The organism is Pseudomonas fluorescens group sp., from assembly GCF_020093335.1.
GTDB classification, from domain to species: domain Bacteria; phylum Pseudomonadota; class Gammaproteobacteria; order Pseudomonadales; family Pseudomonadaceae; genus Aquipseudomonas; species Aquipseudomonas petroselini.
In genome coordinates, this window is sequence record NZ_JAIOKW010000001.1 from 216500 (window position 1) to 241735 (window position 25236).

A 25236-nucleotide genomic window follows, 5' to 3' on the forward strand; every position below is an offset into this window, starting at 1 on the left:
ATGAGCGCGAGGCCACGTTTTACAAAAATGGTGGCCACGCTATAAGCCCTGCTGCAATGCCGGGTCGTCCGGGTTCTGTTGCTCAAGTTGCGCGAGCAACACTTGGACATTTTGCAACTGGCCGCTTTCCTTCCAGTAATTGACCAGCAGCACCCGCGCCTTGCGATTGGCCGGGTGGCGCTGGATGATTTCTTCCAACTGGCGCTGGGCCGCTTCCAATTCCTGCTGGGCGTGCAGGGTGGTGGCCAGGTCGTAGCGGTAGTCCTGATTGTCCGGCTCCAGCTCCACCGCTTTCGACAGGCCCAGCAGTGCGTAAGGGCGTTCGCCATGGTGCAACAGCCACAGGCCAAGGGCGTGTTGCAGGTAGGCTGATTCAGGGTGCGCCGCCAGTTGGCGCGCCAGCAATTGGCGGGACTCTTCGGACTTGCCCTGTTTGTCCAGGAGTTCGATCTGCGCTACCACGGCTTGCAGGTTGTCCGGTTGCAAGCGCATGGCCTGCTCAAGCGCATGTTGCGCGTCCGGCAACAGGGCGCTGTGAATGTAGAGACGCGCCAGCTGAATCCAGCCTTCGGCGGTTTCGGGCTGGGCCTTGAGCTTTTTCACAAACTCATCCAGCACTTGCTGCAAGGGCCCGAAATACAGGCCCAAGGTGTCGGGCGACAAGCCCAGCAACGCATTGGCGGCGGCAAACCGTACTTCCTGTTCAGGATCATCCAGCACCGGGCCGAGCAACAGTGTGCGCTGACCGGTCGGCACCAGGCCGACAATACTGTGGATGGCGGCCTCGCGTACCTGGGGTGAATCGCTGCTCAAGTCTTTGTCGGCCAGCTTCAAGGCTTGGGGGCTGGGGTAGTTGGGCAGCTCGGCATGCAGCGCCACCCGGCGCTCGGGCGTCAGGTCTGGGCGGCCTAACTGCTGATACAACACGCGCGCCGCCCCAGGCTCACCGTTATGCGCCTGTTTCAAGGCTTTGGCGTAACCGTGGGCAATGGCGGGAGGCACGGCCACTGGGGTGGACCGAGAGAAATACCAAGTGAACAGCACAATCAACAACAGGGCGCACAGGCCGATGATAGAGTAACGGCGTGACTTTGACATGCAGGCGTCCGAAAGCTAAGGCAGCTAATACAAAGCCACCAGCTTCGGTCAGACCACGGCGAGTGTCAAACCCCTCTCAGGTGAGCACGTATTCCACCGGTTCCAGCGTCGGCGGCAGCTCGGTTTCACCGAGGGCCGCGAGTACTTCGCGCTCAAGGGTGCGCAGGATGGCATTGCAGGGCAGGTCGTTCTCATCAAAGCCGAACGGGTCCTCAAGGTCATCACCGATTTCATCCAGCCCGAAAAACGTGTAGCTGACGATGGCGGTGAACACCGGCGTCAACCAGCCCAGCGGCTCAGCCATGGCGAATGGCAGCAGGATGCAGAACAGGTAGATGGTGCGATGCAGCAGCAGGGTGTAGGGGAAGGGCAGTGGCGTGCTTTTGATCCGCTCGCAGGACGCCTGCACCTGACTGAGGCTGACCAGTCGCGCTTCCAGCTGGGTGTAGCGCCATTCACTGATCGCACCTTGCGCGGCCAACGCGGAAAACCGGGCCCCCACCTGTTGCAGGACATTGTCGGGGAGGTTGGGGTGGTGCGGCTGGAACGTGCTCCAAGGCTGTATCGCCTGGGCTTCATCCTCATGGCGCAACCGCGCGATCAGGCCATGCGCGAAGCCACACAGGCTGCGCAGCAACCCCGCACGTTCGGCCGGGTCACTGAGCACCTGGGTTTCGCGAATCAAAGAGCGCACATCGATGATCATCTGCCCCAGTTGCTTGCGACCCTCCCACCAGCGGTCATAGCAGGCGTTGTTGCGAAAGCTCATGAAGATCGACAGCGACAACCCCAGCAACGTGAACGGCGTGGCATTGACCTTGGAGAAATACGCCGGGTGCAGGGTTTCCACCAGCACGATCACCGAGGCCAGCAAGGTGACCAGCAGGCTGCGCAGGGCGATGCGCTTGGCGATCGAGCCCTTGAGGGAAAACAGGATGCCCAGCAGGTTGGGTTTGGGGCGGACTATCATTCAGGGGCGGGCTTCGTGAGTGGCGCAGGCCGTCAGGTTAGAAGCAAGCACCCCAGCCGTCCAATCGCTTGGGCCGACCGGTTGATCGGCGAGCTCGATGACTGGCCAAAACAGTCAGCCAGGTTGAGGGCTTTGACCATTGCCGCTACAGCGCTGCGGGGCGACTATTTCGACGATTCGGACCGTTCAAGGAAACAACAATGCAGATTGAAAACAAGATCTTCCTGGTCAGCGGCGGTGCTTCGGGCCTCGGTGCGGCGACTGCCGAGATGCTGATTGCTGCGGGTGCCAAGGTGATGCTGGTAGACCTGAATGCCGATGCCGTGGCCGCCAAGGCCAAGCAGCTGGGCGACAATGCCCGCAGCTGCGTCGCGGACATCAGCCAGGAAGCGGCGGCCGAAGCCGCCGTGCAGGCCACCGTCGCAGCCTTTGGCGGCCTGCATGGGCTGGTCAACTGTGCCGGCGTGGTGCGTGGCGAGAAAATCCTTGGCAAGAACGGCCCCCACGGCCTGGCGAGCTTTGCCCAGGTGATCAACGTCAACCTGATCGGCAGCTTCAACCTGTTGCGCCTGGCGGCCGCCGTTATCGCTGAAACCGAGGCGAGTACCGACGGCGAGCGCGGCGTGATCATCAACACCGCCTCGGTGGCGGCGTTTGACGGGCAGATCGGCCAGGCGGCGTATGCCGCGTCCAAGGGCGCCATCGCCAGCCTTACCCTGCCTGCCGCACGTGAGCTGGCGCGCTTTGGCATTCGCGTGATGACCATCGCCCCCGGCATCTTCGAAACGCCGATGATGGCTGGCATGACCCCGGAAGTCCGCGACTCACTGGCGGCGGGTGTGCCGTTCCCGCCACGCCTGGGCAAACCCGACGAATACGCCGCGCTGGTGCGGCACATCATCGAAAACAGCATGCTCAATGGTGAGGTGATCCGTCTCGACGGCGCCCTGCGCATGGCTGCGAAGTGAGGAGCAACCCGCATGACTGATCCTATCGTTATTGTCAGCGCCGTGCGCACGCCCATGGGCGGGTTCCAGGGCGATCTCAAGAGCCTGACTGCGCCGCAGCTGGGTTCCGCCGCGATTCGTGCCGCCGTCGAGCGCGCCGGTATCGCCACCGATGCCGTGGATGAAGTGCTGTTCGGCTGCGTATTGCCCGCCGGCCTCGGCCAGGCGCCGGCGCGCCAGGCTGCCCTGGGCGCCGGGCTGGACAAGGCCACGCGCTGCACGACCCTCAACAAAATGTGCGGCTCGGGCATGGAGGCGGCGATCCTGGCTCACGATTCACTGCTGGCCGGCAGTGTCGACGTGGTGATTGCCGGGGGCATGGAAAGCATGTCCAACGCACCCTACCTGCTGGACCGGGCGCGCAACGGCTACCGCATGGGCCACGGCAAGGTGCTGGACCATATGTTCCTCGACGGCCTGGAAGACGCCTATGACAAAGGCCGCCTGATGGGCACCTTTGCCGAAGACTGCGCCCTGCACAACAGTTTCAGCCGTGAAGCCCAGGACGCGTTCGCCATTGCTTCGTTGACCCGTGCACAAGAGGCCATTACCCATGGCAGCTTCGCCGCCGAGATTGTCCCGGTTCAGGTCACCGTGGGCAAAGAACAGAAAACCATCCAGCATGATGAGCAGCCGCCCAAGGCCAAACTGGACAAGATCGGCAGCCTGAAACCGGCCTTCCGCGAAGGCGGCACCGTGACAGCGGCCAACTCCAGCTCGATTTCCGATGGCGCGGCGGCGTTGGTGCTGATGCGCCAGTCCGAGGCGCAGCAACGTGGCCTCAAGCCCTTGGCGGTGATCCATGGGCATGCCGCGTTTGCCGATGAGCCGGGTCTGTTCCCGGTGGCGCCGGTCGGGGCAATTCGCAAACTGATGACCAAGACTGGCTGGAACCTGGATGAGGTTGATCTGTTCGAGATCAACGAAGCCTTTGCCGTGGTCAGCCTCGTGACCATGAGCAAGCTGGAAATCCCCCACGCCAAGGTCAATGTCCATGGCGGCGCCTGCGCCCTGGGCCATCCGATCGGCGCATCGGGTGCGCGGATCCTGGTGACCTTGCTCTCGGCCCTGCGCCAGAGAGGCCTCAAGCGCGGCGTCGCCGCGATTTGCATCGGTGGTGGTGAAGCCACGGCCATGGCCGTCGAATGCCTGTATTAAGGAGCCCAGATGCTGCCCAATGACGAACAACTGCAGATCAGCGACGCGGCCCGGCACTTTGCCCAGGAACGCCTGAAACCCTTTGCCGCCGAATGGGACCGCGAGCACCGTTTCCCCAAGGACGCCATCGGCGAGATGGCCGAACTGGGCTTTTTCGGCATGCTGGTGCCGGAACAGTGGGGCGGTTGCGACACCGGTTACCTGGCCTACGCCATGGCCCTGGAAGAAATCGCGGCGGGTGATGGCGCTTGCTCCACCATCATGAGCGTGCACAACTCGGTCGGTTGCGTGCCGATTCTCACATTCGGTAACGACCAACAGAAAGAGCGCTTCCTCAAGCCACTGGCCAGTGGTGCCATGCTGGGTGCCTTTGCGCTCACTGAGCCCCAGGCCGGTTCCGACGCCAGCAGCCTGAAAACCCGTGCGCGCCTGGAAGGCGACCACTACGTGCTGAACGGCTGCAAACAGTTCATCACCTCCGGGCAGAACGCCGGGGTCGTGATTGTGTTTGCCGTGACCGACCCGGTGGCGGGCAAGCGCGGAATCAGCGCTTTTATCGTACCGACCGACTCGCCGGGCTACACCGTGGCCCGCGTCGAAGACAAGCTCGGCCAGCATGCGTCCGATACGTGCCAGATCCTGTTTGAAGACGTGAAAGTGCCGGTGGCCAATCGGCTTGGGGAGGAGGGCGAAGGCTACAAGATTGCCCTGGCCAACCTCGAAGGCGGCCGCGTGGGCATCGCCTCGCAATCGGTCGGCATGGCCCGCGCCGCCTTTGAGGCGGCCCGTGACTATGCCCGCGAGCGCGAAAGCTTTGGCAAGCCCATCATTGAGCACCAGGCCGTGGCCTTCCGCCTGGCGGACATGGCCACGCAAATCGCGGTCGCTCGGCAGATGGTGCATTACGCCGCCGCCCTGCGCGACAGCGGAAAGCCGGCGCTGGTGGAAGCCTCCATGGCCAAGCTGTTTGCCTCGGAAATGGCTGAGAAAGTCTGTTCGGCCGCCTTGCAAACCCTGGGCGGTTACGGTTACCTGAGCGACTTCCCGTTGGAGCGGATCTACCGCGACGTGCGGGTCTGCCAGATTTACGAAGGCACCAGCGACATCCAACGCATGGTCATCTCACGCAATCTCTAAGGAGCCGATACATGAGTTACGAAACCATTTTGCTCGACGTCCAAGGCCGCGTCGGGCTGATTACCCTCAATCGTCCAAACGCCTTGAACGCCCTGAATGCGCAACTGGTCAGCGAATTGAACCAGGCATTGGACGGCCTGGAAGCCAACCCTGACATCGGCTGCATCGTGTTGACCGGCTCGAAAAAAGCCTTTGCCGCCGGCGCCGACATCAAGGAAATGGCCGAGCTGACCTACCCGCAGATCTACCTCGATGACCTGTTCAGCGACAGCGACCGCGTGGCCAATCGCCGCAAACCGATCATCGCGGCGGTGAACGGCTTCGCCCTGGGCGGCGGCTGCGAACTGGCGTTGATGTGCGACTTCATCCTGGCCGGTGACGGCGCCAAGTTCGGCCAGCCGGAAATCAACCTCGGCGTCCTGCCCGGCATGGGCGGCACCCAACGGCTGACCCGCGCGGTGGGCAAGGCCAAGGCCATGGAAATGTGCCTGACCGGGCGTTTTATCGACGCGGTGGAAGCGGAGCGCTGCGGGATTGTCGCGCGCATCGTGCCGGCCGATGAGCTGCTGGAGGAAGCCTTGAAAGTTGCCACGCTGATTGCCGGCAAGTCGGTGCCGATCAGCATGATGGTCAAGGAAAGCGTGAACCGCGCGTTTGAAGTGAGCCTGTCCGAAGGCGTGCGTTTTGAGCGCCGGGTGTTCCATGCAGCGTTTGCGACGCAGGATCAGAAGGAAGGCATGGCGGCGTTTGTGGCCAAGCGTGCACCCGAGTTCAAGGATAAGTAACCCGGCCTGACAAACACTGGATGTCAAATGTGGGAGGGGGCAAGCCCCCCTCCCACAGGGTTTATGCGGTGTGACAGTTAGAGTAACCCGTTTTTTTATGAGTAATTCTTCAGTTCCCGCGCAATGACCATCCGCTGAATCTCGCTGGTCCCTTCGTAAATCTGCGTGATCCGCGCATCCCGGTAGTAACGCTCCACCGGATAATCTTCCAAATACCCGTACCCGCCGTGAATCTGCATCGCGGAGGAGCAGACCTTCTCGGCCATTTCCGAGGCAAACAGCTTGGCCTGGGAGGCTTCCGACAGGCATGGCTTGCCGGCGCTGCGCAGGCGTGCGGCGTGCAGGATCAGCAAGCGTGCGGCATTCAGTTGGGTTTGCATGTCTGCCAGCAGATTGGCCACGCTCTGGTGCTCGATGATCGCCTTGTTGAACTGCACGCGATCACGCGCATACGCCAAGGCGGCCTCAAACGCTGCACGGGCGATCCCCAGCGCCTGGGCGGCAATGCCAATGCGCCCGCCTTCCAGGTTGGACAGGGCAATCGCGAGGCCCTTGCCACGCTCACCCAGCAGGTTGGCTTCGGGCACCGTGCACTGGTTCAACGTGACGGCGCAGGTGTCGGAGGCGCGGATGCCCATCTTGTGTTCGGTGCGGTCCACCACGAACCCCGGAGTGTGCGTAGGCACCAGGAACGCCGATATCCCTTTCTTGCCCAGATCAGGGTCGGTCACGGCAAACACAATGGCCAGCTTGGCACGCTTGCCGTTGCTGACGAACTGTTTGGCGCCATTGATCACCCACTGGCCGTCACGCAGCTCGGCGCGGGTGCGCAGGTTGTGGGCTTCTGAACCGGCCTGGGGTTCGGTCAGGCAGAAGCAGCCAATCGCCTGGCCGCTGGCGAGGTCTGCCAGCCAGGTTTGCTTTTGCGCATCTGAGCCGTAGTTGAGGATTGGCCCGCAACCCACTGAATTATGGATACTCATCAGGGCGCCCGTAGCACCGTCACCGGCAGAAATCTCTTCGACGGCGAGGGCGTAGGCAACGTAATCGACGTAGGTACCCCCCCATTCTTCCGGCACCACCATGCCCAGCAGGCCCAGCTCCCCCATCTTCGCCACGAGGGCGTCGTCGATCCAGCCAGCTTTTTCCCAGGCTTGGGCGTAGGGAGCGATTTCACCACGGGCGAAGTCACGCGCCATGTCGCGAATCATCACTTGTTCTTCTGTATATTCAAGGTCTTGCATGGCTTATTTCACAACCTTCTCGAAGTGATGGAAGAAGCTCTCTACATGGTTGAGAGCCAGCCCATGCAGGGTGGGCGGGTTCCAACGTGGGCTTTTGTCTTTGTCGATAATCAACGCGCGTACGCCTTCGATCAGGTCGCCGCGTTCGAACCATTGACGGTCCAAGTGCAACTCCAGGGCAAAACACTGTTCCAGCGACAGGCGCCGGCCACGGCGCAGCATCTCCAGGGTAACGGCCATGGCCAGGGGCGAGCGCGTCTGCATCAGGCTGACGGTGTTGAGTGCCCATTCGTGGCTGTCGGCAACGGTGACTTGCTGCAATTGCTCGACGATGCTCGGCACATCCGGCAGCGCGAAGAAGTGGTCGATGGCGGGGCGCAAAGCGGCCAGGGGCGCATCTGGCAATTGCTGCACCGCCAGCCTGGCAAGCGCGCCTTGCAGGTCCTTGAGCGGCGAGTCGTGCCATCTCAGGTTGTCGAGCTTCTGGTCAAGGTCGGCCAGTTTGTGACTGTCCAGGTACCAGTCAGCCAGCCCGCAATAGAGCGCATCGGCCGCGCGGATCTGCACCCCGGTCACCCCCAGGTAAATCCCCAGCTCGCCGGGGATACGCGGCAGGAAGTAGCTGCCGCCTACGTCGGGGAAGTAACCGATGGCTACTTCCGGCATCGCCAGGCGACTGCGCTCGGTGACCACGCGTAAATCGGCGCCTTGCACCAGGCCCATGCCGCCGCCCAGGACAAAACCGTCCATCAGCGCCAGCACCGGTTTACGGTAGTGGTGGATGGCCAGGTCCAACGCGTATTCCTCGACGAAGAAGTCCTGGTGCAGGGTGTCGCCATTCTTGAAGCTGTCGTACAGCGAACGAATATCGCCTCCGGCACAAAAGGCTTTTTCGCCGGCGCCGCGCAGGACCACGGCATACACCTGTGGATCATCCGACCATGCCTGCAACTGGGACGTCAGGCTGCGGACCATCTGCAGGGTAAGGGCATTCAAGCCGGCGGGGCGATTGAGGGTAAGGTGCCCGATGTGGTTGCGGACTTCGGCGAGGACTTCGTCCTGAAGTATTGCTGCGTGGCTTGCCTCGGTTGAAACCTGAGCAGTCATCGATAACTCCCTGCTTTTATTATTCTTTATCAAGATGTTCGCGGACGAACCATCGTGTGATCGTAACAGTGCAAATTTGCACAGTACAACCCTCAATCATGCAGGTCGTTTTTGCATTTATGCAGGGAAAGAATGGTGGCCTCAAGGCACCCGACTGGCCAGCACCTCACCAATACTGCGGCGCCTGGCGTGGGTCTCCGCCGCGTGGATCAACTGCTCCAGCGCCGTAGGCTCCACATCGTAGAACTGCTCCATTTCAGCCAGCGCCAGTTTCAGGTCGGCAGCGGTGATTGCAGGGTCGTGACCGGCCTTGGGATCGTTCAAGATAACCGGCGAGGACTCGATGGCACCCTTGGGGTAGCGCGTGCGCGTGGCATTGTTGTAAGCCAGTGCACACGTCAGCAAGGCTCCGGCGCCCAGCAATACCGCGCCCAACTCATACCAGCCCAAGGCGGCGGAGGCCGGGTCGGCCAGCACCAGCGTCATGGCCAGGCCCCCGGCCGGCGGATGCAGGCAGCGCAACCAGCACATCAGCACCACCGTCATGCCCGCCGCCAGGCAGGCGCCGCCCAGGGAAGGCCCGAGGACGCGAGCCACCAGCAGCGCCAGGACACCCGCGCACAGGTAGCTGCCGATGATCGACCACGGCTGCGCCAAAGCGCCAGATGACACCGCAAACAACAACACGGCCGACGCGCCGAGAGGGCCAAGCAAATGCAGGGCCACGTCCATGCCAAATACTCGGGCGCATAGCCAGACACTGAACAGGGTGCCCAGCGCCATGCCGATCGCGGCACGGCTCCATTCGGTGGGACGGGTGTTGATAGCAGCAGGGAACCAGCGAGCGAGCATTGAAAGGGCGTCCATAAACAGCGGGCAAAAAAAAGGCTTGTCTGGTCGCCCGGAGAAGCCCTTTGAACGTTCCAACATTTGGGGGAAGGAACAGCTGCAGTGTGCCGGGCTGGGAAGCAGGGCGCCAATGCATATTAATGAGGGTTGAATGCAAGAATATTGAGTTGTAGGGGGCTATCCGATCAGCGAGCTGCACATTTTACCCAGCACGCGATTATTGAAGTCTTCATCCAAAAAGCGTCTTTGCAGGTTTTCCCGTAGCCCTGGCTCACTGGCCAGCGGCCCGTTCAGCGCCACCAGGGCATCACGCAAACCCATCAATCGATCCAACGACGGCACGGGTAGGTAGCCCGAAGGCATCCCATCACGGGTCCAGGAAGCAGCGGGATCAAGCGAAACTTTATCTGGCACGGTGCTCTCCTCCAACGTCCTTGTTGTAATCCATGACCTGTGGCGGTAAATGAATACCGCACGCAGGCGAGTTTACAGTCGGGTTTTGGACGCAGGAAAGTGAAATGGCATCAGCCATTACGTAAAGCTACGTAGGAGTTCTCTGCGCCGGGGAGCGCCGGCGCAGGGCTCAAGGTTGCGGGGTTTTGACCAGGTGCAGCAGCACGTAAGGGTTGCGGTCAAATTCACCGGCCAAGGTCGGGGTGATGGAGCGAAAACGCGGGTCCGTCATGCCTTCGTAATCCGCTTCGCTCATCACTACCCAGGCGGGACCTTGGATCGGCTTCAGGTCGGCCGTTTGCTGGGTAAACAAAGGCACCTGGTCGCAGTCGAGGTTGACCATGTATTTGATCGCCTTGGCGTCTTTGCCCAGACCGTGCAACACCACTGGCGCGCGTTGCTGCATCACCTGTTCATGCACCTGCAGGGTAAACGTGCGTGTGTCGTAGACACTGCGCTCCAGCGGTTCGACCACCAGAATATACGTGGCCCACACCGCCAGTACTGCTGCAAAGGCTGGCCCGACGGTGCGCCAGCGGATCTTGAATAACGTCAACAGCGCCAACACCTGCAGCGCCCCCAGCACGCCGAACACCCACCCGAGGTGGCTCAACTGCTCCGGATAGCGCGGTCGCGCCAACAGCAAGCCGGCGATCAACAGTGTCGGCAGCAACGTCCAGATACCCAGCATCAGAACACGCAGCCAGGCAAAGAGCCGCCCGTGCGCAACTTGGAACGGATACGCCGCGATGATCGCCGCCATCGGCAACATCGGCAGCACATAACGCGCCTTTTTCGCCTGGGGAATCGACAGGCCAAGCATCACCAGCAAGGCCGCCGCCGCGCAATACCACACCAACTGCAACGCCGGCCCCGGCGCACGGCGCCCGCTGATCACCATTGCCAGCAGCACCAACACGGCCATGGGATAGGCCATGGCGTAGTTGCCCAAGGAACTGGTGAAGTAATACAGCACGCCGCTGGAGCCTTCGCTGCCATCCATACGGCCGAGGAACTGCATGCGAATCACGTCCTGCATGAAGCGCTCGCCGCCGCTGAGCTTGGCCATCAGCAACAGCAGGCCAACGCACGCCACCAGCAATGCCAGTGCCAATAAGCCGAAGCTGAACAGTTGCCGCCATTGCCGGTTGATCAGGTAATAGCTGCACAGCACGCCGGTCGGAATCACCAGGCCGATCGGCCCACGGATCGCAAAACCGACGATCAGCAACAGGTAAATCCAGTGCAGACGTTTACCCGCCCCAAAGTGATCGTGGGCATAACCCAGGTAAAACACCGCCAGGGCGATGGCGGCCAGCATCTGGTCGAGGGACACCGCGCGGGTTTCGCTGATAAAGCTGCTGCTCAGCAACAGCATCGCAATGCTCAGCAAGCCCCAACGCTGGGAGTAGGGCGCCGTCAGGCGATACACCAGCATGACGATGACTGCCGACGCCATCGCCGTGGGCAGCCAGGCGGTAAGGCTGGTGACCTGGCCCAGCGGCACTGACAGCAGCCACGTCAGCAGCGTCGAGGTGGCCAGGTAATCCGCATAAGGCTGCCCATAGGTGGTGGGGAAAAAGCCTGGACCATGGCGCAGCATCTCCTGGGCGAACAGCACGAAGCGTGAGTCGAAGCCAATGATCGCCTGGTGCCAGCTGCCGGCGATAAACAGCAGCAGCGCCAGCAATCCCAAACCGAGGGATTGGCGGCGGATCGCTGGGCTTAACAGGGGCGGTCGGTCTTTGTTCACGTATCAGGCTTCCACGACCTGTTTTGCCACTTGAGCCACCCACTGCTGCTGGGGAATCGGCAACTGGCAGGAGTCGCCACGGCCGATCGGGTAATACTGGAACCCTTTGCGCGCCAGGCGTTCGCCGTCGTAGAGGTTACGGCCGTCAAAGATCACCGGGGTTTTCAGGCGCTGGTGGATCAGGTCGAAGTCCGGCGCCTTGAACTGTTGCCATTCGGTGCAGACGATCAGCGCATCGGCGCCGCCCAAGGTGGATTCCGGCGTACCCATCAGCATCAGGCGTGGATCATCGCCGTAGATACGCTGGGTTTCCTGCATGGCTTCCGGGTCGAACGCACGTACATGGGCGCCGGCGGCCCACAACGCTTCCATCAGCACACGGCTGGGTGCATCGCGCATGTCGTCGGTGTTGGGCTTGAACGCCAGGCCCCACAAGGCGAAGGTCTTGCCGCGCAGGTCGCCCTTGAAGAACGCATTGATCCGCTCGAACAGCTTGCTCTTCTGGCGTTGGTTGATGGCTTCCACGGCTTCAAGCAGGTCGCTGGAGCAGTTGGCCTGCTTGGCGCTGTGGATCAGGGCGCGCATGTCCTTGGGGAAGCACGAACCGCCGTAGCCGCAGCCGGGGTAGATAAAGTGGTAGCCGATGCGCGAGTCGGCACCGATGCCCAGGCGCACGGCTTCGATGTCCGCCCCCAGGTGTTCGGCGAGTTCTGCGATCTGGTTGATAAAGCTGATCTTGGTCGCCAGCATGCAGTTGGCGGCGTATTTGGTCAGCTCGGCGCTGCGCAGGTCCATGAAGATGATGCGGTCATGGTTGCGGTTGAACGGTGCGTACAGGTCGCGCATCACGTCGCGCACTTCTTCGCGCTCACAGCCGATGATGATGCGGTCCGGGCGGCGGCAGTCGGCAACCGCCGAGCCTTCCTTGAGGAATTCCGGGTTGGAGACGATATCGAAGTCCAAGTGCCGGCCGGCCAGGTGCAAGGCTTTTTCGATATGTGCGCGCAGGGTGTCGCCGGTGCCGACGGGCACGGTGGATTTTTCCACCAGGATCACTGGCTCCTTGCGATGACGAGCGACCGCATCGCCCACTGACAGTACGTACTTCAGGTCCGCCGAACCGTCTTCGTCCGACGGCGTGCCCACGGCGATAAACAGCACTTCGCCGTGTTCGACCGCGAGTTTCTCGTCATGGGTAAAGTGCAGTCGCCCGCTTTCCAGGTTTTCCTTGACCATCGCTGCCAGCCCCGGCTCGAAGATCGTCACATGGCCTTTCTGTAAAGACTCGACCTTGTTTTTGTCAACGTCCATGCAGATGACATCGTGACCGACTTCGGCTAATACGGTGGCCTGCACCAGACCGACGTAACCACTACCAAATACACTGATTTTCATGGGGCATTCCTGGGACTTGTAGCGCTAGCACGGCGAGAGTTGATAACCAGCACACCGAGGATGACAAGCGCCACCCCCAGGGTTTTTGAAACCGAAAAATCTTCGTTGAACACCGGCAGGCTGGCCGCCAGCAGATAGACCAGGGCGTAGCTGATGCTCAACAGTGAATAGGCACGGCCCAGCGGCAGGTGTTTGAGCGCGCCGAGCCAGCAGAGCATCGACAGCGCGTAGGCCAGGATCGCCAGGATCACCATGCCGAGCGCACCCAGGTCGATGCTGTTGTGGGTGAACGCGTCCAGCCAGTCGCTGGGCAGCGGCAAGCGCGTCATGCTCCAGCGCATCCCCAACTGGGCGGCACTGACCAGGCCGACGCTGCCCAGGGCCAGGGCAAACCCTTGGACCCGGCTCATACGTGACGCCCCAGCAGCACGACACCGCTGATCACCAACGCCACACCCAGCCAGTGGCGGGCATCGATGGGTTCATGAAAGACAAACCGCGCCACCAGCGTGACCAGCACAAAATTGAGGCTGAGCATCGGGTAGGCAATACCCACTTCCAGGCGCTGCAATACCAGCAGCCACACCAGCAGGCCCAGGCCCAGGCATACCAGCGCCGACCACAACCACGGCGAACGCAGTTTCAGTGCCCAGCCCTCCGGCAGGTCGCGCCAGCTTTCCACGGCGAACTTCTGCGATACCTGGCCCATGCAGGTCAGCAGGCACGCAGCCAATAACAGCAGCAGGGTGATCAAGGCGTCACCTGCGGGAAGATCAGAATCACGATATTGCCTTGTTCATAGCGCTTGCCATCGGTGGGCAGCAATGCCACTTCGGCCACTTCGTCGTCGCCTTTGACGCGCATCACCACGCCGACCGCACCTTGTTTGCGCGCCTCGGTCATCCACTGCTGGACCTGGGTGACGTCCACCTTGTGATGGCCGGCATCCGGGTAGGCGAGGCCGTACTTGACTTCGCCGACGGTGTTGTAGAGCGTCACGTCCGGGCGTGCCAGGCGCCACGACAGCGCGGACGCCGCGCCCAGGTCATTGCTCAGCAAGGCGGTGGCAGGTTGCAGTTCCTGCAGGTGGTCGATGATGAATTGATCAGGGGTCTTGTTGTACACCACCGAGTGCGGCAACGCGGCCGGCAACAGGGCGACCATCAGCCAGCTGCCGAGAATCGGCGCCGCCCACAGGCGCAATGGCTGGGCGGCCTGCAGCAGGTTGACCAGGATCCAGCCGAACAGGAAGGTGAACACCAGCACCAGGCTGAGGGTTTCCTGCCCGTGTTCGTACACCGGTTTTTTCAATTGGAACCAGCTCAACGCCAGCAGCACCACCACGCCAATGACCAGGTTCAGCCAGCCGTTGATACGCAATGCACGGTAACGGCCCTGGGCCAGTTTGTCGGCCAGGGTGTTGCCCATCAGCAACGCCAGCGGCAGCAGGCACGGCATGATGTAGGAAGGCAACTTGCCCTTGGCCAGGCTGAAGAATGCCAGCGGCATCAACAGCCACAGCAACACAAAGCCGATTTTCGCGCTGCGTTTTTCCAGCCAAGCCTGTTTGAGCGTGGACGGCAACAACGCCACCCACGGCAGGCAGAACGCAACCAGCAGCGGCAGGTAATACCAGAACGGCTCGGCGTGCTGGGCGTCGTCGCCGGCAAAACGTTGGATATGCTCGTGCCAGAAGAAGAAATTCCAGTAGTCGGGCTCTTGCAGGTGAACGGCCAGCGCCCATGGCAGGCTGACGACAATCGCCACCACCACGGCGACCACGCCGTAGCCCAGCAGCTCACGAAAACGCTTCTGCCAGATCGCGTAGGGCAGGGCGATCAACACCGGCAGCAACCAGGCCAGGAAACCCTTGGTCATGAAGCCCATGCCACAGGCCAGGCCCAGCAGCGCCCAGGCCCCCAGCCGCCCGCTGCGCGTGGTGCTGTCGAAGCAAAACCACAAGGCCACGCCGGTCAGGTTGACCCAGAAGGTGAACTGCGGATCGAGGTTGGCGTAGCCGCCCAGCGCCGCGACACTGACAAAACTCATGTAGAGCACGGTGCTGACCAGGCTTTTCTGCGGGTCATTCCACAGCCGACGCGATACCAGGTACACCAGCAGGATGCTCAAGCCGGTGCTCAAGGCGGACGCAAACCGCACACCGAACAGGTTCTGCCCGAAGATTGCCTGGCCCAGCGCGATCATCCAGTAGCCCGCCGCCGGTTTCTCGAAGTAGCGGATGCCCATGAAGTGCGGCGACGCCCACTTGCCGGTCAGCAGCATTTCCTGGCTGATCTGTGCGTAGCGGGTTTCATCCGGGATCCACAGGCCGTGGGTGGCCAATGGCAGCAGGTAGAAGACGCCAAACGCCAACAGGAGCAGGGGCAGGGCCCAACGGCGGATCATGCCTGCTGCACTCCGAGCCAGCCCTCGCGGCCGGGCAAGGCGCCGCGCACCAGCTGTTGCTGGGGCAGGGAGGTCAGGTCGGCAGGCAACAGGTCGCCCAGGGGTTTGAAGTCGATGCCGCGCTGCCCTGCCTGGGCGAGCAACTGGCGAAAATCATTGGCCATCAGAATCCCTTCTACTTCTGCGTGGATCGTGTAGACGTTGAGCTTCGACGCGCCAAAGCGGTCGAGGATGAAGGTGTTGAAGTCTTTGGCAGCCACCACCGGCCCGACGACTTCGTCGAAGGTCGGCAGGTCCACCGGAATTTGTGGGGTGCCCGCGCTGCCATCGGCCAGGGTTGGACGAAACAGGCTGGTGCCCCGGCAATCGCTGTTGTAGCGAAAGTTGAACCCTTGCTTGGCTTGCACGACGCGTTCATCGGCGCGCCAACCGGCGGCCGCTGAACAGTCGATACGTTCGCCGAGGATGTCGCTCAGGGTCTCCACGCCGCGTCGAATCTGCTCGACCAGCTGCGCTTCGCTCCAACGCCCGGTGTTGGCTTGCCAGCCATGGTGATCCCAGGCGTGCAGGCCGACTTCATGCCCGGCCGCCTTGGCCTGGCGCATCAAGTGCCCCAGGTCGCGGCCGATCGGTTTGCCCGGCCAGGCGGTGCCGGCCAGCAAAATGTCCAGGCCATACAAGCCCACGGCGTTGGAACGCAGCATCTTCCACAGGAACTGCGGGCGGATCAGGCGCCACAGGTGGCGCCCCATGTTGTCCGGCCCGACACTGAAGAAGAACGTCGCTTTTACCCCAGCTTCATCCAGGGTTTCGAGCAAGCGCGGCACACCTTCACGGGTGCCACGGTAGGTGTCGACGTCGATGCGAAGACCTGCCTCCATTACTTTTTGTCCGCGATTTCAAGCATGGCTTCACGCAGGAAGAAGTCCAGCGTGTTGCCGATGGTTTCGCTCATCTCCACGGTCGGCTCCCAGTTCAGCAGGCGCTTGGCGTTTTCGATGCTTGGCTTGCGGTGCGCCACGTCCTGGTAACCGGTGCCGTAGAACGCTTTGCTCTCGACATCGCGGAAACCGGCGAACGGCGGGAAGTTGCCACGCAGCGGGTGCGCTTCGAACTGACGCAGCAACTCTTCGCCCAACTGGCGGATGCTGGCTTCGTTTTCCGGGTTGCCGATGTTGATGATCTGGCCATTGCACGCGTCATTGTCGTTATCAATGATGCGCGCCAGGGCTTCGATGCCGTCGGCGATGTCGGTGAAGCAACGCTTCTGCTCACCACCGTCGAACAGGCGGATCGGCGTGCCTTCCACCAGGTTGAGGATCAGCTGGGTGATGGCGCGGGAGCTGCCGATGCGTGCCGAGTCCAGGCGGTCCAGGCGCGGGCCCATCCAGTTGAAGGGACGGAACAGGGTGAAGTTCAGGCCCTTGGCGCCGTAGGCCCAGATCACGCGGTCCAGCAGTTGCTTGGAGACCGAGTAGATCCAGCGCTGCTTGTTGACCGGGCCAACCACCAGGTTGGAGGTGTCTTCGTCGAAGTACTGGTCCTGGCACATGCCATAGACTTCGGAGGTCGACGGGAAGATCACGCGCTTGTTGTACTTGACGCAGTAGCGCACCAGCTTGAGGTTTTCTTCGAAGTCCAGCTCGAACACGCGCAGCGGGTTGCGGGTGTATTCGATGGGTGTGGCGATGGCCACGAGCGGCAGGACCACGTCGCATTTCTTGATGTGGTACTCGATCCACTCGGTGTGGATGCTGATATCGCCTTCGACGTAATGGAAGTTCGGGTGGCTGCGCAGGCGCTCGATGGCGTCGGAGCCGATGTCCAGGCCGTAGACTTCGTAGCGGTCGTCACGCAACAGGCGCTCGGACAGGTGGTTACCGATAAAGCCGTTCACGCCCAGAATCAGCACGCGGGTACGGCGCGGTTTGCGGCCGGACTCGGCGCCGCGCAGCACGGAACCGTCGACCAGGCCCAATTCGTTGGCCAGGGACGGGCCGGCCAGGTACAGGCCGTTGTCGTTGCGCTGGCCGAACTTGATCACCAGGGAGTCTTCACCGCACGCGATACGCAGCGGGTTGACGCTGATCACACGGCCCGGCGCCAGGCCTTCGTTGCCCTTGACCACGTCGGCCTGCCACACGACCAGCTTGTGCTCGCCCACGGCGCAGAAGGCACCTGGGTAAGGTTGGGTCACGGCGCGCACCAAGTTGAACAGTTCCTCAGCCGGTTTTTTCCACTCCAACTTGCCATCGGCAGCGGTGCGGCGACCGAAGTACGTGGCCTGGCTTTCATCCTGGGCGGTTTCCGCCAGTTTGCCTTGGGCCAGTTGCGGCAGGGCGTCGCGCAGCAGGTTGCTGGCGGCGTCGCGCAGTTTGGCGTGCAGGGTCAGGCCGGTGTCGCTGCGCTCGATGATGACTTTCTGCTGGGCCAGGATCGCGCCGGCATCGGCACGCTTGACCATGCGGTGCAAGGTCACGCCGGTTTCGGTTTCACCGTTGACCAGCACCCAGTTGGCCGGGGCGCGGCCACGGTATTTAGGCAGCAACGAGCCGTGCAGGTTGAACGCGCCTTTGCGCGCCGTGGCCAGCAGCGGCTCGCTCAGCAGGTTGCGGTAGTAGAACGAGAAGAGGTAGTCCGGGTTCAGCTTGGCGATGCGCTCGATCCACAGCGGGTGGTTGGCGTCTTCCGGAGCGTGCACCGGGATACCATTGCGCGCGCACAACTGGGCGACGGAACCGTAGAAGTTGTTTTCCTTCGGGTCATCGGCATGGGTGAACACAGCGGCAATGTCGTAACCGGTATTGAGCAGCGCTTCGATGCCTGCACAACCAATATCGTGATACGCGAATACAACAGCTTTTGAACTCATGTTTAGACCTGATCAGCAGAAGTAGAGGTATGGGAGGACACCAGGCCGTCAACGACGACCACGGGAGCCGGTGCTGCCGGTTGGTTGCGCAGCACTTTTTCGATAAAGAAGCGCGGGCGGGCACGCACGTCGCTGTACATGCGGCCCAGGTATTCACCCAGCAGGCCCATGCCGATGAACTGGCCGCCGGTAAAGACGAACAGCACGGCGAACAGCACGAACAAGCCGTCACCGGCCCAGTCGGCACCGAAAGCCAGGCGCATGACGATCAACGCGAAGGCAAACAGCATGCCCAGCGCCGCCAGGCTGAAGCCGACGATGGACAGCAGGCGCAGCGGGGTGGTGGTCATGCACGTCAGCAGGTCGAACATCAGGCTGATCAGGCGCATGGCGCTGTATTTGGATTCGCCGTGCTCACGCTCGGCGTGGTGCACCAGGATCTCGGTGGTGTGACGGGCAAAGCCGTTGGCCAGGATCGGGATAAAGGTGCTGCGTTCGCGGCAGGCGAGCATCGCGTCGACGATGGTGCGGCGGTAGGCGCGCAGCATGCAGCCGTAGTCGGTCATGGCCACGCCGGTGGAGCGCTGCACGGCCAGGTTGATCAGGCGCGACGGCCAGCGGCGAAAGGCCGAGTCCTGGCGATTGTTGCGCACGGTGGCGACCACGTCGTAGCCCAGGGCGGCTTGTTCGACCAGGCGCGGGATCTCTTCGGGCGGGTTTTGCAGGTCCGCGTCGAGGGTGATCACCACGTCGCCTCGGCATTGCTCGAAACCGGCCATGATCGCTGCATGCTGGCCGTAGTTACGGTTGAGGATCACCGCCACCACGTTGCTGCCGTCTTCAGCGGCGGCGTCCTCCAGCAGTTGGGCTGAATTGTCGCGGCTACCGTCATCGACCAGGATGATTTCGTATTCGTAGGCCAGTTGCTTGCAGGCTGCGGTGGTACGGCGCAGCAATTCAGGCAGGCTCTCTTGTTCGTTGTAGACCGGGATTACGATCGACACGCAATGAATAGGGTAGGGTTTCAAAGATTCATGACCTCGGGGTTAGAGCAACTTGGAGCGTGAAAACAGCAGCAATCATTGGGCGAAAGTCCAGACCGCAGATTAAAAAAACGGCGCCAAAGGTGAAGCGTAATCAAGAGGTTAGACGATATAGCGCGGTTTGCTATGAAGTAATGCGCTAAAGATTAAGCGTAAAAATGTGGAACAGATATGAAAGGCAGATGAAAAACTCGTTTATTTGACAGGTAGACAGCTAGGGTTCAGCTAAACAACTAGGGGCCTGTAGGCTTTAGTTGGCTGGCGAAATGGGAACTGTTTGTAGGACGTTTGGTTTAACGTGGACGCGCACGCTCGGCCAGGAAATTTAAGTGAAGAATCTTCTCTGCAATGCGTCCCAAGTGCCGGTAAAGTAAGCCGTCTCTTGCCAGGGTGATCGGATGAATAGCGTGCAGCTTTTACGCGGCCAGTTGCGGCCTGCTTTGATAGGATCGTTGATCGGGTTGTTGATGAGCGTGGCGTGGGTCACGACAGTCCAGGCCGATGACGGGGTGGCGCTCACCAGCATTGACCAGGTGCCGGACGGTGTTGAAGTACGCGGCAAGCAGATCGCCGCCTATACCTGGGACGATAAACAAGGCAAGAACCTGCTGGTGCTCGCCGAGCAAATCAGCGAGCGCGACGACGACGGCACCCAGTCGGCGTTCGTGTATGCGGCCCAGTACCTGATCGACGGCAACCGCCCCAAGCGCGTGTGGATGCTCTACGACGATGTGCAGCATTGCGAATTCGACGCCTCGCTGCGCTTTGACAGGGCCGCGACCAAGGTCACCGACCTCACCGGCGATGGCATCACCCAGGCCACGGTGGGCTATTCGCGCACCTGCACCAGCGATGTCAGCCCCAATGAGTTCAAGCTGATCATGCATGTCGGCAAGTCGCAGAAGTACCGTCTGCGCGGTGTCGACCGGGTCGGCGCGGCCTGGTGGGACGAAGAGGCCGGCGCCTTGCGTGGCATGCCGCTGCCCAAGGATTGCAGCGTCGCCGGGCAGCAGGCGCTGGTCAGCCAGTACAAGGAGCAGGGCACCGAGTTGCCGTTGCCGGGGTGTTATGGCGACGAGAAAGACTTCGCCAAGGCGCCTGAGGCGTACCTGACGTTCATGCGCCAGCACTGGTTCGCCCTGATGCAGAAGCAGGACAGCGAATGGAGCCAGACCCAGGTCCAGCCCCAGGAGCCTACTGAGGAAGACGACACGGCCCCATGATTTTGTGCGAAGGCTGGCACTGGGTTAGACTCGGCCTTCGCCAATTCACTAAATAGCTCGATTAAACAAAGGCTTGTTCGAGTTATTTAATCCAAAGGCTGATCTACCTTGACTGAGTCTATCCGCAATCCGCTGACCCTTTACCTCACCCGCCTGGCCCCCTCAAGCCAACTGACCATGCGCTACGTGCTGCAAGATGCGGCCGACCGCCTGGGCTTCGAAGACATCAACCTCGAAGACATCGACTGGCACCTGCTGCAACCCGAACACGTGATCGCCCTGGTCGCCGCCTTGCGCGAAGACGGCTATGCGCCCAATACCTCGTCGTTGTACGTGAATGCCGTGCGCGGGGTGATGAACGAAGCCTGGCGCCTGAACCTGATCAGCCAGGAACACCTGTTACGCATGCGCACCGTCAAGGCCACGCCGGGCTCGCGCCTGGGCCAGGGCCGCAACCTGCGGCGCAGCCTGATCCGCGAAATGATGGAAGTCTGCGCCGCCGACCCACGCCCCCAGGGCCTGCGGGATGCAGCGGTGATCGGCATTCTGTACGGCTCGGGCATGCGCAAGTCGGAGTCGGTCAACCTTGACCTGGCGCAGATCAATTTCGAAGAACGCAGCCTGCGGGTAATCGGCAAGGGTAACAAAGAGCTGATCAAATACGCACCGGACTGGGCATTCGCCAAACTGCAGGCGTGGCTTACCTTTCGGCGTGAGCAACTCAAGGACGGAGAGCAGGATGACAACTTCCTGTTCAACCGCATCCGCCGTGGCAGCCACATCACCCGTGAACGCATCACCAAACATGCGATCTACTACATCGCCCGCCAACGCGGCGAGCAAGTAGGCGTGAAAATCATGCCCCATGACTTCCGCCGCTCGTTCATCACGCGGGTTATCGAGGAGCATGACCTGTCGATTGCGCAGAAACTGGCGCACCACACCAACATCCAGACCACCGCCAGCTACGACGTGCGCGACGACAATGAGCGGCGGAGGGCGGTGGATCGGTTCGACCTATAGGATTTCAGCTCCCACACGTACCTGCTCTTGCTTCAACCACTCAGGTCGGCTACTAGGCCGCCGTGCTCTTGCTTTTGATCTTGATCTTGATCTCAGGCGCCCCGTCAAACACGCTGGCCGAACGCAGGCTTGAATCCGTGGGTAACCCGGCAGGACGCCGGGTTAGCCGCCCCGCGCCATGGATGGCGCGTGGCGGCGGCCCACGGATTCAAGCCGGAGTGAGGGCACACCGAGCCTAGGCGAGGTGCCGAGTGTTGGGGCAAGAGCGCTTTGGTTACTTTCGCGCTTTTCGAAAGTGACCCGCCGTAAGGGCGGAACCCTAAGTGGCCGCTACCTAAATAACGGATATGTATTCCGTCTAATCCAACATCCCGGTCAGCTGTGAGGCCGCCTTCGCAGACAAGCCAGCCCCACAGTGAGGCATTAGAGGATCGGCTTACCGCCAGTCACCGCATAACGCGAACCCGAAATGTAGCTGGCCTCATCCGACGCCAACAGCACATAAATCGGCGCGACTTCCACCGGTTGCCCCGGACGCCCCAGCGGGGTTTCGCTGCCAAAGCTCTTCACGTCCTCATCCGGCATCGTCGCCACAATCAGCGGCGTCCAGATCGGCCCCGGTGCCACACTGTTGACCCGAATACCTTTGCTACCAAGCAACTGCGCCAGGCCACCGGTGAAGTTGGCGATGGCGCCTTTGGTGGCAGCATAGGCCAGCAGCGTCGGCTTGGGCATGTCGGAGTTGACCGAGCTGGTGTTGATGATCGAACTGCCAGCCTTCATATGTGGCAACGCTGCCTTGCAGATGCGAAACATCGCCGTGATGTTGATATCGAAGGTTTTCACCCATTCCTCGTCCTCGATTTCCTCGAGGGTTTCGTGGCTCATCTGGAACGCGGCGTTGTTCACCAGCACGTCGATGCGGCCGAACTGCTCGACTGTTTTGTCCACCAACGACTGACACACGCTTTTCTGCGCAATATCACCCGGCAGCAACAGGCATTGGCGACCGGCTTCTTCGACCCAGCGTGCGGTTTCCTGGGCATCCTCATGCTCATCCAGATAAGCGATGGCCACATCGGCGCCTTCACGGGCAAAGGCGATGGCCACGGCGCGACCGATGCCGCTGTCGGCCCCGGTGATCAGGGCGATCTTGTTGGCGAGTCGGCCGGAGCCCCTGTAGCTTTTCTCGCCGCAATCGGGATACGGGTCCATTTTTTTCTGCGCACCCGGAACAGCTTGAGCTTGAGGGGCGAAGGGTGGGCGAGGGTAATCAGTCATATCAATCTCCATAGTTTGCAAAGGGGCTATGGGATTAGTAGTTACCCGCCGGTCGATAGTTGTAACGGATGCCGCCGAAGCCCGACGAGTGGTTAGCTTTAAGCTTTTGCAAAAACGGTGTTTCCACTGCCCAACGATGGTCACCCGCGCGGGATTTATCCGTGGGCGTACCTGGCGCAATTGGGCAGCGATCAGGAGGAGGGCGGGGCACTCGCCAAGTGAGCCGGTAGACGACGCAGCGTCCACAGTGTGGTGAGCATCGCCGCGATGCCACACAGTGCGATGCCGATCAACATCGGCGCGGGTGTGTGATCGGCGAACACGCCGACCAGTGTCATGGACACTGCGGCGGTAATCATCTGGATCGCCCCCAGCAAGGCCGAGGCAGAACCGGCCACTGCGCCGTGATCCTCCAATGACAACACCCCGGCCGCCGGCAGCAGCAAACCGAGAAAACCGAAGCCGATAAACAGCATCGTCATCATCAAGGCCAAGCTATCGACCCATAGCGTGGTGGTCGCGAGCACGGCCATCACCGCGGCCACCGCTACCACCGACCCACGAATCAGCGGCGCCAGGCCAAAGCGCGCGCTGAGGCGTGCAGTGAGTTGGCTCATGGCGAAGAACGAGGCGGCATTCAGGGCAAACCCCAGGCTGAATTGCGTGGGTGTCAGGCCGTAATGCTCGATGTACACGAACGGCGCGCTGCCGATAAACACGAAGAAGGTCGCCAGGCCAAAACCGCACACCACCGACAAGCCAATGAATACCGGATCACGCAGCAACGCGCCATAGCTGCTGAAGGCGTTGCCCAAGGTCTTGCCCAGCCGACGTTCGGCCGGGTGGGTTTCCGGTAATTGCACGATGGTCATCACCAGGCACGCCACCGCGACGACCGCCAGCACGGCAAATACTTCACGCCAGCTCCACAGCGCGATCACCAGGCTGCCGGCGAGCGGCGCAAGGATCGGCGAGACACTCATCACCAGCATCAACAAGGCCATCAATTTTGCCGCTTCATGCCCGGTGTACAGGTCCCGCACGATAGCGCGGGGAATCACCATGCCTGCGCACGCACCGAACGCTTGCAGCGCACGAAAGGCGATCAGTGATTCGATGGTCGGCGCCAAGGCACACCCGACGCTGGCTACGGCAAAAATAACCAGGCCGGCATAGATCGGCGGTTTACGCCCGAATACATCACTGATCGGCCCGTAGAACAGCTGGCACACACCGATGATGACAAAGAACACGGTGAGGCTCATTTGTACCAATGCCGGTGAGGCCTGCAGGCTCGCGCCCAGCGTCGGCAGGGCCGGCAGGTAGATGTCGATGGCAAAGGGGCCGACGGCGGTGATCAAGCCCAGCAGCAGGGCGAGGTGGGCGATACTTCGAGACATGGGCAGTTCCGGGTGGAGCAAGGGTCGGTCAGCTTAAGGGATCCGCGCAGATCCGCAAACTTAGGCTTCAATAAGCTGCACGCGTGGCCGATAACATGACCAGCGGGGCTTCTACGGTTGGCATCCCAACCGGCTGACCAGGCATGGGGATATATGCATGACGATCAAACTACGCTTGATGCTGTTGATTACGACCGGGTTGCTCACGGCCTTGATCATGAGCTTGACCGGTTACCTGGGAAATAACCGGATGGGCGACGCCGTGCAGGACAGCGAGGTCAGCATGACCGTGCTGCGCAACCATATGGAAGCCGACATGATGCACGATGCGCTGCGCGCCGACGTGCTGTCGGCGATGCTGGTCGGCCTGGGTAAAAGCACCAGCACCAAGGCCGAAGTCAACAGCTCGCTCAAGGAACACGCCGAGCACTTTCGCCAGGTGTTGGCGGACAACCTCAAGCTGCCGCTGGACGATACGCTTAAGGCCAACCTGGAAAAAATCAAACCCAGCCTGGAAAGCTACATCGCTGCGGGTGAGCGTATCGTCACCCTCGCGCTGGACAATCCCGAAGCCGCGCGTGCTGAACTGGATACGTTCAATACCGCGTTCACCCGCCTGGAAGATCAAATGGCGACGCTGAGCGAGCTGATCGAAAACAACACCCAGCAAACCAGTGTGGGCACCCGGCAGACCATCAGCAACGCCAACCTCACCCTGGGTGCGGTGTTGATCGCCAGTCTTTTGCTGCTGTTGGCCCAAGGCCGCTGGGTCATGCTCAGCATCATGGGGCCGCTGCAAATGGCCAGCCGCATTGCCGACAGCATCGCCCATGGCAACTTGAGTGAGCCGATTGTCGAACCCCGCCGCAAGGACGAAGCCAGCGCATTGATTCGCAGCCTCGCCACGATGCAGCGGGATCTGCGCGGCATGATCGAAGTGGTGCGCAGCAACGCGCAAGGGGTCAATGGCATGAGCGAACAACTCAGCCACGGCTGCCATGAAGTGGCCGGCAGCAGCCAGCAGCAAAGCTC

The 25236-nt window shown here is 61.5% G+C and carries 22 protein-coding genes and 1 pseudogene; 7 read left to right on the forward strand and 16 right to left on the reverse strand.

Annotated elements, in window-relative coordinates; genetic code table 11:
• Positions 1-39 precede the first annotated feature (39 nt).
• Together K7431_RS01155 and K7431_RS01160 are read right to left on the reverse strand one after the other, a co-directional pair.
• Entirely contained in the window at positions 40-1098 is a 1059-nt protein-coding gene (locus tag K7431_RS01155) for a tetratricopeptide repeat protein (protein WP_012724205.1), read from the reverse strand.
• 76 nt (positions 1099-1174) lie between these two features.
• Complete coding sequence (locus K7431_RS01160) at positions 1175-2068, reverse strand: bestrophin family protein (protein ID WP_012724206.1); 894 nt, start codon at positions 2066-2068, stop codon at positions 1175-1177.
• A gap of 200 nt (positions 2069-2268) precedes the next feature.
• On the opposite strand from K7431_RS01160, the gene K7431_RS01165 reads away from it, so the two are divergent.
• From K7431_RS01165 to K7431_RS01180, 4 genes are read left to right on the forward strand one after another with little or no spacing between them, the layout of a single operon-like run.
• On the forward strand, positions 2269-3036 hold the full coding sequence (locus tag K7431_RS01165) for an SDR family NAD(P)-dependent oxidoreductase (RefSeq protein WP_012724207.1): 768 nt from the start codon (positions 2269-2271) through the stop codon (positions 3034-3036).
• Between the two features lie 12 nt (positions 3037-3048).
• A complete protein-coding gene (locus K7431_RS01170) occupies positions 3049-4233 on the forward strand; it encodes an acetyl-CoA C-acyltransferase (protein WP_012724208.1) in 1185 nt (394 codons plus the stop codon).
• A gap of 9 nt (positions 4234-4242) precedes the next feature.
• The gene (locus K7431_RS01175) at positions 4243-5370 is read left to right on the forward strand and encodes an acyl-CoA dehydrogenase (protein WP_012724209.1); all 1128 of its coding nucleotides are present in this window, start codon (positions 4243-4245) and stop codon (positions 5368-5370) included.
• A gap of 11 nt (positions 5371-5381) precedes the next feature.
• Positions 5382-6155, forward strand: coding sequence for an enoyl-CoA hydratase (locus K7431_RS01180; protein ID WP_012724210.1), 774 nt, complete (start codon positions 5382-5384; stop codon positions 6153-6155).
• A gap of 95 nt (positions 6156-6250) precedes the next feature.
• Here K7431_RS01180 and K7431_RS01185 read toward each other — a convergent pair whose 3' ends face one another.
• The 12 genes from K7431_RS01185 to arnC all read right to left on the reverse strand — a co-directional run bounded on the left by K7431_RS01185 (position 6251) and on the right by arnC (position 19262).
• Positions 6251-7399 (reverse strand): acyl-CoA dehydrogenase family protein, encoded by a 1149-nt coding sequence (locus tag K7431_RS01185; protein WP_012724211.1) that lies wholly within the window; start codon positions 7397-7399, stop codon positions 6251-6253.
• 3 nt (positions 7400-7402) lie between these two features.
• Positions 7403-8506, reverse strand: a complete 1104-nt coding sequence (locus tag K7431_RS01190) for an enoyl-CoA hydratase/isomerase family protein (RefSeq protein WP_012724212.1) — start codon at positions 8504-8506, stop codon at positions 7403-7405.
• A gap of 141 nt (positions 8507-8647) precedes the next feature.
• Entirely contained in the window at positions 8648-9358 is a 711-nt protein-coding gene (locus tag K7431_RS01195; RefSeq protein WP_043205347.1) for an HPP family protein, read from the reverse strand.
• 174 nt (positions 9359-9532) lie between these two features.
• Positions 9533-9769: a type VI secretion system contractile sheath small subunit gene (locus K7431_RS01200; protein ID WP_139237994.1), complete on the reverse strand. Its 237-nt coding sequence runs from the start codon at positions 9767-9769 to the stop codon at positions 9533-9535.
• A gap of 169 nt (positions 9770-9938) precedes the next feature.
• Positions 9939-11561: an ArnT family glycosyltransferase gene (locus K7431_RS01205; protein ID WP_012724215.1), complete on the reverse strand. Its 1623-nt coding sequence runs from the start codon at positions 11559-11561 to the stop codon at positions 9939-9941.
• A gap of 3 nt (positions 11562-11564) precedes the next feature.
• Positions 11565-12956, reverse strand: a complete 1392-nt coding sequence (locus K7431_RS01210; RefSeq protein WP_012724216.1) for a UDP-glucose dehydrogenase family protein — start codon at positions 12954-12956, stop codon at positions 11565-11567.
• Positions 12953-13366, reverse strand: a complete 414-nt coding sequence (arnF, locus tag K7431_RS01215) for a 4-amino-4-deoxy-L-arabinose-phosphoundecaprenol flippase subunit ArnF (protein WP_012724217.1) — start codon at positions 13364-13366, stop codon at positions 12953-12955. Before arnF ends, K7431_RS01210 begins: the two co-directional genes overlap by 4 nt.
• Positions 13363-13710: a 4-amino-4-deoxy-L-arabinose-phosphoundecaprenol flippase subunit ArnE gene (gene arnE / locus K7431_RS01220; RefSeq protein ID WP_012724218.1), complete on the reverse strand. Its 348-nt coding sequence runs from the start codon at positions 13708-13710 to the stop codon at positions 13363-13365. The genes arnF and arnE overlap by 4 nt, the downstream gene beginning before the upstream one ends.
• Positions 13707-15362: a lipid IV(A) 4-amino-4-deoxy-L-arabinosyltransferase gene (gene arnT, locus K7431_RS01225; RefSeq protein WP_012724219.1), complete on the reverse strand. Its 1656-nt coding sequence runs from the start codon at positions 15360-15362 to the stop codon at positions 13707-13709. Before arnT ends, arnE begins: the two co-directional genes overlap by 4 nt.
• Positions 15359-16243 carry a 4-deoxy-4-formamido-L-arabinose-phosphoundecaprenol deformylase gene (gene arnD / locus K7431_RS01230; protein WP_012724220.1) on the reverse strand — a complete coding sequence of 295 codons (885 nt, stop codon included), beginning with the start codon at positions 16241-16243 and terminating at the stop codon, positions 15359-15361. Before arnD ends, arnT begins: the two co-directional genes overlap by 4 nt.
• Positions 16243-18234 carry a bifunctional UDP-4-amino-4-deoxy-L-arabinose formyltransferase/UDP-glucuronic acid oxidase ArnA gene (gene arnA, locus K7431_RS01235; RefSeq protein ID WP_012724221.1) on the reverse strand — a complete coding sequence of 664 codons (1992 nt, stop codon included), beginning with the start codon at positions 18232-18234 and terminating at the stop codon, positions 16243-16245. The genes arnD and arnA overlap by 1 nt, the downstream gene beginning before the upstream one ends.
• 2 nt (positions 18235-18236) lie before the next feature.
• A complete protein-coding gene (gene arnC / locus K7431_RS01240; RefSeq protein WP_012724222.1) occupies positions 18237-19262 on the reverse strand; it encodes an undecaprenyl-phosphate 4-deoxy-4-formamido-L-arabinose transferase in 1026 nt (341 codons plus the stop codon).
• 413 nt (positions 19263-19675) lie between these two features.
• Between arnC and K7431_RS01245 the strand changes: the two genes are divergently transcribed.
• Together K7431_RS01245 and K7431_RS01250 are read left to right on the forward strand one after the other, a co-directional pair.
• Entirely contained in the window at positions 19676-20500 is an 825-nt protein-coding gene (locus K7431_RS01245; protein ID WP_012724223.1) for a M949_RS01915 family surface polysaccharide biosynthesis protein, read from the forward strand.
• A gap of 108 nt (positions 20501-20608) precedes the next feature.
• Positions 20609-21523: a site-specific integrase gene (locus K7431_RS01250; protein WP_012724224.1), complete on the forward strand. Its 915-nt coding sequence runs from the start codon at positions 20609-20611 to the stop codon at positions 21521-21523.
• 423 nt (positions 21524-21946) lie between these two features.
• On the opposite strand, the gene K7431_RS01255 is transcribed toward K7431_RS01250, so the two are convergent.
• Together K7431_RS01255 and K7431_RS01260 are read right to left on the reverse strand one after the other, a co-directional pair.
• Complete coding sequence (locus tag K7431_RS01255; protein WP_012724225.1) at positions 21947-22804, reverse strand: glucose 1-dehydrogenase; 858 nt, start codon at positions 22802-22804, stop codon at positions 21947-21949.
• 191 nt (positions 22805-22995) lie between these two features.
• Entirely contained in the window at positions 22996-24204 is a 1209-nt protein-coding gene (locus K7431_RS01260; protein WP_012724226.1) for a multidrug effflux MFS transporter, read from the reverse strand.
• 157 nt (positions 24205-24361) lie between these two features.
• Here K7431_RS01260 and K7431_RS30975 point away from each other — a divergent pair.
• Positions 24362-25117: pseudogene (locus K7431_RS30975) on the forward strand (MCP four helix bundle domain-containing protein); the annotation flags it as partial.
• Between the last annotated feature and the right edge of the window lie 119 nt (positions 25118-25236).